We start from the raw sequence: 14242 nt of genomic DNA on the forward strand, positions 1-14242 counted from the left end.
CGGGGGCTCAGCCCACATGCACCCAGGGGCGCTTGGTGACGTCCGGCTCCGCGGCCCGCAGCACCTCGCGCGTCACCGGTGCGATCTCGCCCTCGCCGGTGAAGAGGAACTTGAAGAGGTTCGCCACCGGGTCGCCCTCCGTCCAGCGGAAGTAGACGTGCGGCATGAGGCCGGTGGTGTCGCGGATGTGCAGCATGACGGCGGCGATGGTGTTCGGGACATTGGAGCTGTGGACCTCGAGGATGCGGTAACCGTGCCGCACGACGCCACGGACGCGCAGTTCCGTCTCGAACTCGGACGAATCGTCCACGGTCACCTCGATGAACAGCGGCCTGGCCGTGTTCGGGATGTGCGACACGGCGCAGGCGTGCTGGTGCTTGTGGCGGTAGGCCGAGCTGCTCAGGCGCTTGGGTTCGTGCGCGATCAGCAGGATGTCGCCGTCGTCCTGGGAGCTGACGAAGGACAGGGCCGTCTCGTCCATCCTGATGCTCGTGGCCCTCAGCTCGAAGGCGCGGCGCGAGCGGGAGATGATCGAGATGACGATGATGCCGAGGATGAAGAAGGCAGCGATCCTCAGCCCGTCGGGGCGCTCGATCATGTTGACCGCCGTCGTCAGGACGAAGACGACCGTCGCGATGCCGAAGCCGATGGTCAGTCCCCGCTGGTGCTTGCGGCGCGCCGACAGCGTGACCGCGACCGACGCGGAGGTGATGAGGGCGAGGACGCCGGTGGCGTACGCACCGCCCTGGGCCTCGACGTCGGCCTTGAAGAGGAACGTGACCAGGACGGCGATGAGGGTGATGACGAGCACGAGCGGGCGGACGGCCTTGGCCCAGGCCGGGGCCATGCCGTAGCGGGGGAGGTAGCGCGGCACGAGGTTCAGGAGTCCGGTCATGGCCGAGGCGCCCGCGAACCAGAGGATGCTGATGGTCGAGATGTCGTAGACGGTGCCGAACGCGTCACCGAGGTAGAGGTGCGCAAGATAGGCCAGGGCACGGCCGTTCGCCGGGCCGCCCTCCCCGAAGGCCTCGGCCGGGATGAGCAGCGTGGTGACGAAGCTCGAGGCGATGAGGAGCCCGCTCATGATGAGCGCGGCCGAGGTGAGCAGCTTGTGGGCGCCCTCGATCCGGCCGGCCGGGTCCTCCTCGGTGTCGCCGGGCTTGCCGTCGATCTGCGGCATCACGACGACGCCGGTCTCGAAGCCGGACAGCCCCAGCGCGAGCCGCGGGAAGATCAGGACGGCGAGGCCGACCATGAGCAGGGGATTGCCGTGCTGGGTGTTCAGGGCCGTCCACCAGTCGGAGACGACGCCGTCCTGCGCGATGATCTGGGCCACGGAGACGACGACCACCACGAGGTTGAGCAGCAGGAACACGGCGACGATGGCCACGGCGATGCCGATGGCCTCCCGGAAGCCGCGGAGGAAGACGGCCGACAGCAGCGCGATGAACAGCACCGTGATGAGGACCTCCTGGCCGTGCAGCCAGGTGGGGGCGAAGGGGTTCTCGATGAGGTGCGCGCTGGCGTCGGCCGCGGACAGCGTCATCGTGATGAGGAAGCTCGTGGCCGCGAAGCCCAGGAGCACGAGGACGAAGATCTTGCCGCGCCACTTGGGCAGGAGCTTCTCCAGCATGGCGATGGAGCCTTCGCCGCGCGGGCTCTCCGACGCCACGCGCTTGTACACCGGCAGTGCGCCGAACAGGGTGACGGACACCAGGATGAGGGTGGCGATCGGGGAGAGCACGCCCGCTGCCGCAGCCGCGATGGCGGGCTGGTAGCCGAGGGTGGAGAAGTAGTCGACGCCGGTCAGGCACATGACCCTCCACCACGACTGCGTGCGCTCGGGCTCGGGCTGGTGCGCGGTGGGCTGGCTGGACTCGTTGAGCAGCCAGCGCCCGAGGCGCCTCCTGCCCTGGGCCCGCGTGTGCGCGGGTGACTGGGTACGTACGGAAGAACTCACCCGATCACAGTAGGACCGCCCCGCCCGCCATCCGGGCGTCTTAACGCTTCCTTGATGGGGCTCCTTCCGCGCCCTCCAGGAACCGCGACACAGGTGTGTGGTTCCGCCGGGATGGCTTCGCGCGCCCGGCCCACCCGTTCCGCAGGACGCCGATCCTTGACCGCACCTGCGGCCCGGAATAGCCTTGTGCAAAACCTTTGATGCATATTGGGCAACTTCGCACGGGCGAGGACAGCCCGGACAGGACGGAAGCTGTGGAAGAACTGCGCGTCACCGGAGGCGGGCACCTCGGCCCCATCGATTCCTCCCGGATCCCCCGCTACGCAGGGGCCGCCACCTTCGCGCGCCTGCCCCGCCTCGACCAGGTGGAGCGCGCGGACATCGTTGTCGTCGGCATCCCCTTCGACTCCGGCGTCTCCTACCGCCCCGGCGCGCGGTTCGGTGGCAACCACGTCCGCGAGGCGTCGCGCCTGCTGCGCCCCTACAACCCCGCCCTCGACGTCTCGCCGTTCGAGCGCGTGCAGGTGGCCGACGCCGGGGACATGGCGGTGAACCCGTTCAACATCAACGAGGCCATCGAGACCATCCAGCAGGACGCCCTGGACCTCACGGCCGACGGCGCCCGCCTGGTCACGCTCGGCGGTGACCACACCATCGCCCTGCCGCTGCTGCGTGCGGCGGCGGAGCGCGCGGGACAGCCTGTGGCCATGCTGCACTTCGACGCCCACCTGGACACCTGGGACACCTACTTCGGCGCTGAGTACACGCACGGCACCCCCTTCCGACGGGCCGTGGAGGAGGGGATCCTCGATACCGAGGCCATCTCCCACGTGGGCACGCGCGGCCCGCTGTACGGCGTGCGTGACCTCGAGGACGACCGCCGCTTCGGGTTCGGCATCGTGACCTCCTCCGATGTGTACCGCCAGGGCGTGGACGAGGTGGTCGACAGGCTGCGCTCGCGCATCGGGAACCGCCCGCTCTACGTCTCGGTGGACATCGACGTCCTCGATCCCGCGCACGCCCCCGGCACCGGCACCCCCGAGGCAGGTGGCATCACGAGCCGTGAACTGCTCGAGATCCTGCGCGGACTGCGCGGCCTGAACCTCGTCGGCGCCGACGTCGTCGAGGTGGCCCCCGCCTACGACCACGCCGAACTCACCGGCGTCGCCGCCTCCCACGTGGCCTACGACCTCGTGACGCTGATGGCCGACACGCTCACCCCCGAAGCGCCCGCCGCGGCTCCGACAACGAAGGACCGGTAATGGACATCACCGACGGCGCCGCCTCCGCGCCCCCCGCCCCCGTCACCGGCCAGCGCAACGGCGGGGACCTCGTGGTCGAGACCCTGTCCGCCCTGGGTGCGACGACGGTCTTCGGCATCCCCGGGCAGCACGCGCTCGGGCTCTTCGACGCGCTGTCGCGCTCCGAGCTGCGCTTCGTCTCCTCGCGCGTGGAGAACAACTCGGCCTTCGCCGCTGACGGCTTCTCCCGCGCCACGGGCGACGTCGGCGTGCTGTTCCTCTCCACCGGTCCGGGTGCGCTGACCTCGCTCGCCGGCCTGCAGGAGGCGTACGCGACGGGTGTCCCGATGGTGGTCGTCGCGAGCCAGATCCCGCTCGAGGGCCTGGGCGCGCGGCGCAAGGGCATGCTGCACCAGCTCGACGACCAGAAGGCCTCGGCGGCGAACGTCACCAAGAGCCAGCGCCTGATCCAGCACGCCTCCGGCATCCCGTCGGCCATCCAGGACGCCTGGACCGAGGCGGTGTCCTCGCCGCAGGGCCCCGTCTGGGTCGAGGTGCCGCAGAACGTCCTGCTGGATCCCGTGATGGTGCCGGAGGTCGAGGACGCGCTCGCCGAGCCGTTCGACAACCCGCCGCGCATCGAACTGGTCCGCGAGGCCGTGGCCTGGCTCAAGGACTCGAAGCGGCCGGCGATCGTCGCCGGTGGCGGCACGCGGCGCGGCAGGGCCGAGAAGTGGCTGCTCTCGCTCGCCGAGAAGCTCGGCGCCCCGGTGGTCTGCTCGCCGGGTGGCAACGGGGCCTTCCCCTGGACGCACGAGCTGTCCCTGCAGTCGTGGGTCGAGGACCGCCACGTGACGGAGGTCCTCGAGGACGCGGACGTCCTCCTCGTCGTCGGGTCGTCGCTGGGCGAGGTCACCTCCAACTACTTCACGCTGGAACCCCGCGGCCGCATCATCCAGATCGACGCCGAACCGCGCGTCCTGGAGTCCAACCGGCCCGCCCTCGGCATCCGCGCCGACGCCGGCCAGGCCCTCGCGGCGCTCGACGGGGCGCTCGAGCCGCTGCCCCGCGACCGCCAGCCCGGGTACGACGCCGCCGCCCTGGTCGCCGAGACCCTCCGACGCGTCGGTGCGCGCCTCGACGCGCAGGACCTCGGCAAGGAGCGCGCCTTCCTGCAGGACATCCGCGAGGCCGTCCCGGCCGGGATGCAGACGTTCTGGGACATGACCATCTCCGCCTACTGGGCGTGGAGCTGCTGGGACGCCCGCGAGGGCCAGTTCCACTCAGCCCAAGGTGCCGGCGGCCTCGGTTTCGGCTTCCCCGGCGCCATCGGCGGGTCCGTGGGCCTGGCGTCGCGCGGCCTGCCCGCACGGGTGCTCGCGGTCTCCGGGGACGGGTCCGCGATGTACTCGATCGCCGAACTCGCCACCGCGCGCCAGCACGACATCCCGGTCACCTGGCTGATCGTCGACGACGGCGGCTACGGCATTCTCCGCGAGTACATGGAGGGCGCCTTCGGTAAGGCGACGGCCACCGAGCTGGCACGGCCGGACTTCGTGGCGCTCGCCGAGTCCTTCGGCGTCCCGGCACGCCGGGTGGCCCCGGAGGACGTCGGCCAGGCCCTGCGGGAGAGCCTCGCGGCGGAGGGCCCGAACGTCGTCGTGGTGGAGACGCTCATCCGGCTCTTCGCGCCCACGCACCTCGAGGCCTAGCGCCGGAGCGGATCGGCCACATCGACGGACCGCATCGGGTCCCGGCCGGCGTCGGACTCGTCGACCAGGATCCGTCGCAGCACCTGTCGCGGACTTGCGTCGGGCGAACCTGCCGGTCGAAGCTTGAGGGGCACGACCAGCACAGCCCCGATCCCACAGATGAGGTATGCCCCGTGACGGTAGTCGGCTTCCATTGCTCGCACGAACAACTCGGCCCCCGCGCCCTTTTGAATGTGGTGAAGGAGGCCGAGGTGGCGGGATTCGGAGCTGCCATGTGTTCGGACCACCTCACGCCGTGGAGCGAACGGCAGGGCGAATCCGGGTTCGCGTGGTCCTGGCTGGGCTCGGCGCTCGAGGCGACCGACCTGTCGTTCGGCGTGGTGACGGCCCCCGGGCAGCGCTACCACCCGGTCATCACGGCCCAGGCCATCGCGACCCTCGAACTCCTGTACCCGGGCAGGTTCTGGGCCGCCCTCGGCAGCGGACAGGCGATGAACGAACACATCACCGGAGACCGATGGCCCGCGAAACCCGAACGGAAGGCACGGCTCAGGGAATCCGTCAGCGTGATCCGGGCACTGCTGGCGGGGGAGGAAGTCACCCACCAGGGTCTGATCACAGTGGACCGGGCGAAGGTCTGGTCCGTTCCGGACACCCCTCCGCCGTTGATCGGGGCTGCGGTCACGCGGGAGACCGCAGCATGGGTGGCGTCCTGGGCCGACGGGCTCATCACCATCCTGCAGCCCCTCGACGAGGTGAGCGCGGTCATCGGCGCGTACCGGGATGCCGGCGGTATCGGTGATGTCATCATCCAGGCGCAGGTCAGCGTCGCTCCCACCCGCGACGAGGCATTGCGGGTGGCACACGATCAGTGGCGGACGAACGTCTTCCCGCCCCCACTGTCCTGGGACCTCCCGACGGTGCAGCATTACGACCAGGCCGCCGAGCACGTCTCCCCGGACGCCGTCGCCGAGTCCGTGTTCATCACCGACGACCACGCCGCACTCACCGGACTGCTCCACGACATCGGCGAACGGGGTGCGGACCGCATCTACCTGCACAACGTCGGGAAGGACCAGCGCCACTTCCTGTCCGTGATGGCCGAGCATGTCCTCCCCCAACTGACTGCGACCCGATGAGGATCACCGACACCAGTGACCTGTGGTGGAAGACCGCCGTCTTCTACAACCTCAACGTCGAGACGTTCATGGACTGGGACGACGACGGGGTGGGTGACCTCGAGGGGCTGGGCCAGCGGCTGGACTACCTCGAGGAACTCGGGGTGACCTGCATCTGGCTGGCCCCGTTCTACCCCTCGCCCCGCCAGGACAACGGCTACGACATCTCCGACTACTTCGGGGTCGACGAACGCAACGGTCACCTCGGTGACCTCGTGGAGATGGTCCGCACCGCCCACGACCGCGGGATGCGTGTCATCGTCGACCTCGTCGTGAATCACACATCGATCGAGCATCCCTGGTTCCAGAAGGCCCGCTCGAGCCGCGACAACCGCTACCGCGCCTACTACACGTGGCGCGACGACAAGCCCGAGGACGGGCGGGCGAACATGTTCCCTGACAGGGAGGACGGCGTCTGGTCCTATGACGAGGAGGCAGGCCAGTACTACGAGCACTCCTTCTACCACCACCAGCCCGACCTCGACACCACCAACCCCGAGGTGCGCGAGGAGATCGCCAAAGTCATCGGCTTCTGGTTGCAGCTCGGCATCGACGGGTTCAGGGTCGACGCCGTCCCGTTCCTCATTCAGGCCGACGGCCACAACGAGCACGACTACCTGCGGGCCCTGAGGAGCTACGTCGGGCGGCGCAGCGGGACGGGCATGCTGCTCGGTGAGGTGAACCTGCCCTATGACGAGCAGGAAGCGTACTTCGGAGACCACGGGAACGAACTGACCATGCAGTTCGACTTCGTCGCCAACCAGCAGCTCTACCTCGCCCTCGCACGACAGGACGCGACCCCGCTGGCCCGGGCGCTGGCGGCTCGGCCCGACCTCGCGAACGTGACCCAGTGGGCGAACTTCGTGCGCAACCACGACGAGCTCACGCTCGACCAGCTCACGGACGACGAACGCGGCGAGGTCTTCGACGCGTTCGCGCCGGAGTCGTCGATGCGGATCCACGGCCGAGGCATCATCCGCCGGCTTCCTCCGATGCTCGGCAACGACCCGCGGAGCATCAGGATGGTCTACAGCCTGCTGTTCTCCCTGCCCGGCGCGCCGGTGCTGTACTACGGGGAGGAGATCGGGATGGCGGAACACCCGACCCTGGCGGGACGTTCCGCTGTCCGCACCCCGATGCAATGGTCGGGCGAGGTCAACGGCGGGTTCTCCCACGCGGACGCGGACAAGCTGCCGTTGCCTGTCGTGGAGGGCGGCGGGTCCCCGACCCATGTGAGTGTCTCGGCGCAGCAGCACGACCCGGACTCCCTCCTGCAGTTCGTCCGCCACCTCATCGCCGCCTACAAGAAGTCCCCCGAGATCGGCTGGGGAGCGTTCGACATCCTCGAGCAGGAGAACTCCTGCGTCCTCGCGCACCGCCTCACCAGCGCCAACGGGCAGCTCGTCGCCCTCCACAACTTCGCGGATGACGCCCACAGAGTGAGCATCGACGTGCGGGGCGGCGCCGACGTCACCCACGTGGTCGACCTTCTGGGCAACGAGACGGTCACCTGGACTGACGGCCCCCTCGAGATCGATCTGCCGGGTTACGGGTACCGCTGGCTCAGGATCGTCCGGGCGGGCGAGAAGCGCCTCCTCTGACGGGAGGCCCGTGCTCCAGGGCGACGCATTCCGCACAGAGGCCGGGCCGGAATCCGGCCGTACCCTCCGTACGCACCCTCGGGACCCTTCCCTACCCCGGGTACCGATGGGCCGGACGAACCCCACGGGGACCGGCCGATGCCCGGGGTTCCCTTTCCGCCCGGCGGATGAGAGTGTCGAGGGAACTGCTCGACCACGTATACCGAGGATGGGAACGCAATGTCATTCAGCAAGGGCGACAAGGTCACCTGGAACACGTCGCAGGGTGAGACCGAGGGCAAGGTCGTGGAGAAGCACGACAAGGAGTTCACCTTCGACGACCAGAAGTTCAAGGCCTCGAAGGACGAACCGTACTACACGGTGGAGAGCGCGAAGTCCGGCAAGCAGGCGGCACACAAGGAGAGCGCGCTGTCGAAGAAGTAGCGCTGGTGAACAGGTAGTACCCGCAGCGAGGGCGCCCGCGACAGCGGGCGCCCTTGCCGGCTCCGTGGAGGATCCGCTACCTGAGCGGGTCGTGTCCCCAGTTCATGAGGGAGTAGCGCCACTTCGAGGACTCGATGTCCTCCTTGGTGGGCCGCTGTGCCAGATGGCGGTGGACATAGCCCACCACCTTGTGCATGTGCTCGACGTCGTCGTCCTTCAGGTCGTCGCGCCGGGTACCGAGGATCTCGACGATACGCCTCCCCGATTCGTGACCCACGGACTCGCCGGAGCCCGACTCCTTCTGGCCCACCGCCTGCGACTCCTCGGTGTCAAGCCATTTCTCGAGCTGGGACGCGCTCATGTTGACCGCTTCCTTCCACTGGGGCCATACCTCGTCGAGATCGCTCGTATCGTTCGCCATGCGCCGCCCGGCCTTTCGTAGCAGTTCCGCCTGCAGGATCACATCCGATCCGTCCATGAAGCTGGCAATAGCTTAATCCTAAGCAGGCTGATAAATGTAGAGGGTACGTCGAACCAACGTCTAAGGAGCTCTACGTCATGGCAGGAAACCTTTTGGCACGATCAGCCCACGATCTCGGCGCTGCAGCCTGGTTCGGTGGCACCTTGATGGGCGCTGTCGGACTCAACGGTGCAACGGGCAAGGCGAAGGACCCCAAGGAGCGCACGCGCCTCTCCGCGCTCGGCTGGGCGAAGTGGACCCCTGTCCAGATCGCGGCCTTCGCGATCCACGGCATCGGCGGCATCGGCCTGATCCTCGGCAACAAGGGTCGTGTCGCGGCCCAGGACTCCGTCGGATCGAACACCGTCTGGAAGACCATCGTCACCGTCGTGGGCATGGCGCTCTCGCTGTACTCGGGCATCCTCGGCAAGAAGGTCGGGGAACTCGCCGACCAGGGTGCGGAAGGGGCGACCGAACCGCGTCCCGGTGCCGACGACGCGCTGGCCAAGGCCCAGTCGCAGCTCAAGGCCACCCAGTGGCTCCTGCCCCTCATCAGCGGCATCGTCGTGGTGATGGGATCGAAGCAGGGCGAGATGCAGCGTCCCGAGAACGTCAAGAAGGGCCTCTTCAAGAAGTAGGCCTTGTTCCAGGCTTCCCCCGCAGCGTCCGCGCCGAGCGACACCAGCAGGTGTCGACGGCGGCGGGCCGCGGGGGTTTCGCCGTTAAGTCCCGGAACCACCCGGGATCACTGCATGGTGAAGGCGCGCGCCACCCGGCCGTGCAGGGCGTCGTTCCTGATGATCGCGGCCAGGACGGCGTTGCGCGGGCGCAGGAGAGGCGCCGGCAAGGGGCGTCCGAGTGCCATGTTGAGGTGGGCCTTGCGCCGGGCCAGCGCCGCCTCCGCCCGGCGGTCCTTCTCGTACACGGCGAGCCGGGCGGCGACGTCGTGCCCGTCGCGCAGCGATGCGGCGATGATCGGCACGAGCCGGACGGCGTCGAGCCAGCCGAGGTTCATGCCCTGCCCGCCGATGGGGGAGACCTCGTGGGCCGCGTCACCCACCAGCACCGTGCGTCCCGCGACGAACCGCTCCGCGAGACGCGACTGCACCTCGAAGGCACTCAGCATGGAGTTGGTGTCGGGGTCGACGTCGACGCCCGTCCGGTCCCTGATGAGCCGCGTGAGGTCCTCGGCCGTCGGGCGGTTCATCGGGCAGCCCACCCGGACCACCCACCGGCGGATACCGCCGGGCAGGGGGAACGACTCCACAATGCCCCCCGTCTCGAGGTAGAGCACGGCGTCGTCGCCGTCGTCGGTGGTGTCCTTGAAGTCGCCCATGACGTAGCAGTCCGGGTAGCGGCGCAGCGGCGCGCGGATGCCGGCGACGTCCCGGATGGAGCTCCGCGCGCCGTCCGCGGCGACGAGCAGGCGCGTCTCCAGTACCTCGTCCCCGTCCGGGGTGCGCGTGACCACCAGCGCACGGTCGCCGTCGTCGCGCGTGGTGAGGACGGAGACACCGCGGCGCACCGTCCCCGGGAACTCCTCCTCCAGGCGGCGCTCGAGGATCCCCTCGGTGACGGCCTGGGGGACGGCGAGGACGTACTTCTCGCGGCCGGGGAGGGTGGAGAAGGACACGGAGCCCACGTACCGGCCGGCGCTGCGTGCCACTCCGTCCCGGATGAGGACCCCGCGCGTGCGCAGCTCGTCCGCGATGCCGCCGGTCTCGAGCGCACGCAGCGCCGGGGGGTGGATGCCGATGGCCCGCGAATGGGTGCTGCGTTCGGTGCGGCGCTCGAGAACGACGGCGTCGAGGCCCGCCTGGCGCAGCAGGAGCGCCGTGTAGAGCCCGACGGGTCCGCCGCCGACGACGATCACGTCATGCATGCCCGGCATCCCCGTGTGCGTCCCGGCGGTCGAGCACCAGCTGGGCGATGAACGGTGCCGCCGTCCGCACCCGCCAGTCCGGTCGGTCGGCGACCGCCGCACGCAGTTCATCCGGCGTGTAGCTGCGGCGGATGGACGTCAGGCCGTCCCTGCGGATGTAGGACCCGGGCAGCGGCAGCGTTCCCGCCGAGAACAGGGCGTAGCCGACGCGGTGCCGGGCGATGTCGCTGTGCACGGCCATGCGTCGCGTCAGCTGTTCCGAGTCGTCCAGCAGGCCGGTGAACTCGGTGGGGTCGAGGTGGTGCAGCACGTGGTTCGAGATGACGGCGTCGAACACCGCACCCTGCGCCACCAGTTCCGAGCTCAGGGCGCGGTGGAAGGACAGTCCCGGGAGGGCGGGGCGGGACGTCGCGTAGGCGTGCGCGCGCTCGTCGGGGTCGATCGCCGTCACCTCCAGCGGCAGCCCGTCGAGCTGCGCCCAGCGGACCAGGGCCCGGGGCAGGTCGCCGCCACCCGACCCGATGTCCAGGAGGGTGTTGGTCCGGTCCGGTGAGAACGTGGGGCGCAGCAGCGAGGTGTACGTGCTGCGCCAGCCCGACACCACGGCGTTGACGATGCCGAACTGGGCGTAGGTGCGCTCCAGTACCACGGGATCGCAGTCGGGCCGGTCCATCTCCTCGACGGCGTCGAGGTCGCGTGTGGCGAGGAACCTCTCCCGGCTCATGCTCCGCGTCCGTCCATGGTCCCGCGTCGGCTCATGCTCCCGCTTCGCTGAGGATGGGCTCGAGGTCCGACGGTACGGCGTCGACAGCGGCGGTATCGGTGGCTGTCTCCGCGACCGGCACGGCAACGGCTGTGCCGTCGGCCGGGATCGCGCCGATCCTGGTGAGCAGGGCGGTCTCGACGGTCAGCCCGGGACCGAAGGCCATCGAGCAGATGCGGTCGTTGCCCGATGATGCCGGCTGGTCGAGGATGTGCTTGAGCACGAACATGACCGTGGCACTGCTCATGTTGCCGTACCTGCGCAGGATCTCGCGAGCGGGGACGAGCTGCTGCTCCGTGAGGCCGAGCTTGGCCTCGACCTTGTCGAGGATGCTCCGTCCGCCCGGGTGGATCGCCCAGTGCTCGATGTCCGAGTAGTCCAGCCCCTGGAGCGAGGGATCGCGGGCGAGCAGGGGCTCGAGTGCACCCACGATGTGGCTGTCGATGATGTGCGGGACGTACGTGCCGAGGACCATCTCGAAGCCCTCGTCACCGATGTTCCACGCCATGGACTCCTCGCCGACCGGGGTCAGCACGGTCTCGAAGTGGTCCAGGCTGAGCGCGGGTCCGTCCAGGGGGATGTCCCGGGCGGAGATGACCGCGGCCGCGGCGCCGTCGGCGAACAGCGAGGATCCCACGATGGTGTCGGGGTTGTTCGAGGTGCGGACGTGCAGCGAGCACAGTTCGGCGGAGATCACCAGGACGACGGCGTCGGGGTCCGCATCGCAGAACGCCTTCGCCGAGCGCAGCGCCGGGAAGGCGGCGTAGCAGCCCATGAACCCCAGGTGGTAACGCTGCACCGACGGCGGGAGGTCGAGTGCCCGCACCACCTTGTAGTCGGGGCCCGGCGCGAAGAACCCGGTGCAGGACACCGTGACGACGTGCGTGATGTCCGCGGCCTCGATGCCGGACGCCGCATCCAGGGCCTTCCGCGCCGCCTCGACGAAGAGCGTCGTCCCCTGTTCGGCGTAGATCTCGTTGCGGGTCTTGGTGCTCGGCGAGAGGATCCGCAGCTCCTTCTGGTCGAAGAAGAGGGGGTCCTCGACGGGCCCGTCGAGGGTCAGTTCCTCGAGGACCGTGTGCCGGGTATCGATCCCGGAGGAGTCGAAGGCCGCGCCGACCAGGCGCTGGCCGAGCCGCGTGAGGCCCGGCTGCGCGGCGAAGACGTCGCGGACCTGGGGCTGCACCATGATGGTGGGGGGCACAGCCGTTTCGAGGGATCTCAGGATCACTGTCATAGGTCCATTACTAGAGGACTGACGCGCCAAACACAATGACAGTAGGCTTAGTGTTCACCTCGCCATCCGACCACCACCGTGAGGAACACCATGGGCACCGATCCGTCAGGCACGCTCGACCAGGAGGATCCGCGCGGTCCCGCCGTCGATGCATCCACCGAATTGCAGGAGTACCCCGGCTTCACTGAACGCATGGATCCCCGCCCGGACCACGGCGAGGACAGCTACACCGGCCACGGCAGGCTGGCCGGGCTGCGCGCGTTCATCACGGGCGGTGATTCCGGCATCGGCCGGGCCGTGGCGCTCGCCTTCGCCCGGGAAGGGGCCGACGTCGCCATCGGATACCTCCCGGAGGAGGAGGAGGACGGTGCCAGCTGCCTCGAGCTCATCCGTGCCGAGGGGCGCACCGCGCTCGCGGTGCCCGGCGACCTGAGGGAGGAGTCCTACGCGCCGGCTGCCATCGCAGCGGTGCTGGAGGGTCTCGGCGGGCTGGACATCCTCGTGAACAACGCGGGGTTCCACATCGCCCAGCCGGAAGGACTGCCGGACATCGACGCCGACCAGCTGCGGCGCACGTTCGAGACGAACGTGTACGGCACGGTCTGGCTCACGCAGGCGGCGCTGCCGCACCTGGCGGCAGGGTCCTCGATCATCAACACCACCTCCATCCAGGGCTACCATCCGTCCACCAGCCTCATGGACTACGCCGCCACGAAAGCGGCCCTGAACAACCTGACGTTCAGTCTCGCCGAGCTGCTGGGGGAGCGCGGGATCAGGGTCAACGCCGTCGCTCCCGGTCCCGTGTGGACGCCCCTGCAGCCCGCCACGACCACCAGCGAAAAGCTGGAGTCCTTCGGCGAGGGCACGCCCCTCGGCCGCATGGGTCAGCCGGCCGAACTGGCCGGGGCATACGTCTTCCTCGCCTCGAACGACGCCCGGTATGTCTCCGGGGAGGTCCTGGGCGTCACCGGCGGCAAGTACCTGGCCTGACCCGGCGTCCCGTGCAGCGGCCCGGACCAAGCCGGACGGCGCCGCGCGACGAAGTGCAGATACCAGCGCCGGAGGCACGCCGACCGGCGGCCGGCTGACACGGACGGGCTGATCGTGAAACTTCTGACTGCACTGCCACCCAGGCGCCGCAACGCCGTGATCGCCGCCGTGCTCGCGGTCCCGCTGGTGCTCTCGGGATGCGGCTCCGTCGAGGAGAACCCGCTCGGGGTGAACACCGCGGGCCAGGCCCAGCCCGCCGAGTCCGCTCCTTCCGCCGGCGGTCAGGCCCTGCTCGCGGGCGACGACCTCGGCGACGATCCGCTGAACGTCGGCATCGACGGGGCGGAACTCTGCGGCGTGCAGCCGGACGACAGCCGCCTGCGCTACACGGTCATGCTCCACAATCCCACGCTGGAGACGTTCACCTTCGGCGAGATGACGCTGGGGGACCCGCAGGGCTTGAACGTCCTGTCCGCGATGGTGCAGACGGCCAACCGGGAGGGGCACAACCACCCGGGCGCTGAGACGGGCGCCCACGGCGGGCACACGCCGACGCCGGCGCCGACCATACCGCAGGAGCCGATCGGCCCGCCCGTCCCTGCCGACGGGTACCGGTTCGTGCCGGACGCCCACGTCAACATCATCGTCACCGTCGAACTCGCCCAGGGTGTGACCCACGGGAGCGCGGAGAACATCCTCGTGGCGTTCTCGACGCCGGAGCGCGACTACTCGGTGGCGCACGACCTGAAGATCGACGTCGACGCCACCTCCTGCGGCTGAACGGTACCGACGACA

13 protein-coding genes are annotated in these 14242 nt (G+C 69.4%); 8 read left to right on the plus strand and 5 right to left on the minus strand.

Annotated features, from left to right (window positions below):
• Nucleotides 1–7: 7 nt before the first annotated feature.
• Nucleotides 8–1816: an APC family permease gene (locus ACX80N_RS08995; RefSeq protein WP_459339273.1), complete on the minus strand. Its 1809-nt coding sequence runs from the start codon at nt 1814–1816 to the stop codon at nt 8–10.
• A gap of 398 nt (nt 1817–2214) precedes the next feature.
• On the opposite strand from ACX80N_RS08995, the gene speB reads away from it, so the two are divergent.
• The 5 genes from speB to ACX80N_RS09020 all read left to right on the plus strand — a co-directional run bounded on the left by speB (nt 2215) and on the right by ACX80N_RS09020 (nt 8115).
• Entirely contained in the window at nt 2215–3222 is a 1008-nt protein-coding gene (gene speB / locus ACX80N_RS09000) for an agmatinase (protein ID WP_459339095.1), read from the plus strand.
• Nucleotides 3222–4913, plus strand: coding sequence for a thiamine pyrophosphate-binding protein (locus ACX80N_RS09005; protein ID WP_459339096.1), 1692 nt, complete (start codon nt 3222–3224; stop codon nt 4911–4913). Before speB ends, ACX80N_RS09005 begins: the two co-directional genes overlap by 1 nt.
• 173 nt (nt 4914–5086) lie before the next feature.
• Nucleotides 5087–6052, plus strand: coding sequence for a TIGR03885 family FMN-dependent LLM class oxidoreductase (locus ACX80N_RS09010; RefSeq protein WP_459339097.1), 966 nt, complete (start codon nt 5087–5089; stop codon nt 6050–6052).
• Nucleotides 6049–7692 carry an alpha-amylase family protein gene (locus tag ACX80N_RS09015; protein WP_459339098.1) on the plus strand — a complete coding sequence of 548 codons (1644 nt, stop codon included), beginning with the start codon at nt 6049–6051 and terminating at the stop codon, nt 7690–7692. Before ACX80N_RS09010 ends, ACX80N_RS09015 begins: the two co-directional genes overlap by 4 nt.
• A 219-nt stretch (nt 7693–7911) precedes the next feature.
• Nucleotides 7912–8115: a hypervirulence associated TUDOR domain-containing protein gene (locus ACX80N_RS09020; RefSeq protein ID WP_459339099.1), complete on the plus strand. Its 204-nt coding sequence runs from the start codon at nt 7912–7914 to the stop codon at nt 8113–8115.
• Between the two features lie 76 nt (nt 8116–8191).
• Here the strand turns inward: ACX80N_RS09020 and ACX80N_RS09025 are convergent, their stop codons facing one another.
• Nucleotides 8192–8593 (minus strand): DUF3140 domain-containing protein, encoded by a 402-nt coding sequence (locus ACX80N_RS09025; protein WP_459339100.1) that lies wholly within the window; start codon nt 8591–8593, stop codon nt 8192–8194.
• A gap of 80 nt (nt 8594–8673) precedes the next feature.
• Between ACX80N_RS09025 and ACX80N_RS09030 the strand changes: the two genes are divergently transcribed.
• Complete coding sequence (locus ACX80N_RS09030) at nt 8674–9213, plus strand: hypothetical protein (RefSeq protein WP_459339101.1); 540 nt, start codon at nt 8674–8676, stop codon at nt 9211–9213.
• Nucleotides 9214–9320: 107 nt separating this feature from the next.
• On the opposite strand, the gene ACX80N_RS09035 is transcribed toward ACX80N_RS09030, so the two are convergent.
• From ACX80N_RS09035 to ACX80N_RS09045, 3 genes are read right to left on the minus strand one after another with little or no spacing between them, the layout of a single operon-like run.
• Complete coding sequence (locus ACX80N_RS09035; RefSeq protein WP_459339102.1) at nt 9321–10457, minus strand: FAD-dependent oxidoreductase; 1137 nt, start codon at nt 10455–10457, stop codon at nt 9321–9323.
• Nucleotides 10450–11181 carry a class I SAM-dependent methyltransferase gene (locus ACX80N_RS09040; RefSeq protein ID WP_459339103.1) on the minus strand — a complete coding sequence of 244 codons (732 nt, stop codon included), beginning with the start codon at nt 11179–11181 and terminating at the stop codon, nt 10450–10452. The genes ACX80N_RS09035 and ACX80N_RS09040 overlap by 8 nt, the downstream gene beginning before the upstream one ends.
• Nucleotides 11182–11212: 31 nt before the next feature.
• Nucleotides 11213–12487, minus strand: coding sequence for a type III polyketide synthase (locus tag ACX80N_RS09045; RefSeq protein WP_459339274.1), 1275 nt, complete (start codon nt 12485–12487; stop codon nt 11213–11215).
• Nucleotides 12488–12547: 60 nt separating this feature from the next.
• Between ACX80N_RS09045 and ACX80N_RS09050 the strand changes: the two genes are divergently transcribed.
• Nucleotides 12548–13447 carry an SDR family oxidoreductase gene (locus ACX80N_RS09050; RefSeq protein ID WP_459339104.1) on the plus strand — a complete coding sequence of 300 codons (900 nt, stop codon included), beginning with the start codon at nt 12548–12550 and terminating at the stop codon, nt 13445–13447.
• 114 nt (nt 13448–13561) lie between these two features.
• A complete protein-coding gene (locus tag ACX80N_RS09055; protein ID WP_459339105.1) occupies nt 13562–14227 on the plus strand; it encodes a hypothetical protein in 666 nt (221 codons plus the stop codon).
• The last annotated feature ends 15 nt before the right edge of the window (nt 14228–14242 follow it).

This window comes from Arthrobacter sp. MDT2-16, from assembly GCF_054510925.1.

What these genes read in the sequence shown, in the direction of transcription:
- ACX80N_RS09050 (WP_459339104.1), top strand. Translation starts at nt 12,548, where the DNA reads ATGGGCACCGATCCGTCAGGCACGCTCGACCAGGAGGATCCGCGCGGT.
- ACX80N_RS09030 (WP_459339101.1), top strand. Translation starts at nt 8,674, where the DNA reads ATGGCAGGAAACCTTTTGGCACGATCAGCCCACGATCTCGGCGCTGCA.
- ACX80N_RS09025 (WP_459339100.1), bottom strand. Translation starts at nt 8,593, where the DNA reads ATGGACGGATCGGATGTGATCCTGCAGGCGGAACTGCTACGAAAGGCC.
- ACX80N_RS09015 (WP_459339098.1), top strand. Translation starts at nt 6,049, where the DNA reads ATGAGGATCACCGACACCAGTGACCTGTGGTGGAAGACCGCCGTCTTC.
- ACX80N_RS09005 (WP_459339096.1), top strand. Translation starts at nt 3,222, where the DNA reads ATGGACATCACCGACGGCGCCGCCTCCGCGCCCCCCGCCCCCGTCACC.
- ACX80N_RS09040 (WP_459339103.1), bottom strand. Translation starts at nt 11,181, where the DNA reads ATGAGCCGGGAGAGGTTCCTCGCCACACGCGACCTCGACGCCGTCGAG.
- ACX80N_RS08995 (WP_459339273.1), bottom strand. Translation starts at nt 1,816, where the DNA reads ATGTGCCTGACCGGCGTCGACTACTTCTCCACCCTCGGCTACCAGCCC.
- ACX80N_RS09035 (WP_459339102.1), bottom strand. Translation starts at nt 10,457, where the DNA reads ATGCATGACGTGATCGTCGTCGGCGGCGGACCCGTCGGGCTCTACACG.
- ACX80N_RS09020 (WP_459339099.1), top strand. Translation starts at nt 7,912, where the DNA reads ATGTCATTCAGCAAGGGCGACAAGGTCACCTGGAACACGTCGCAGGGT.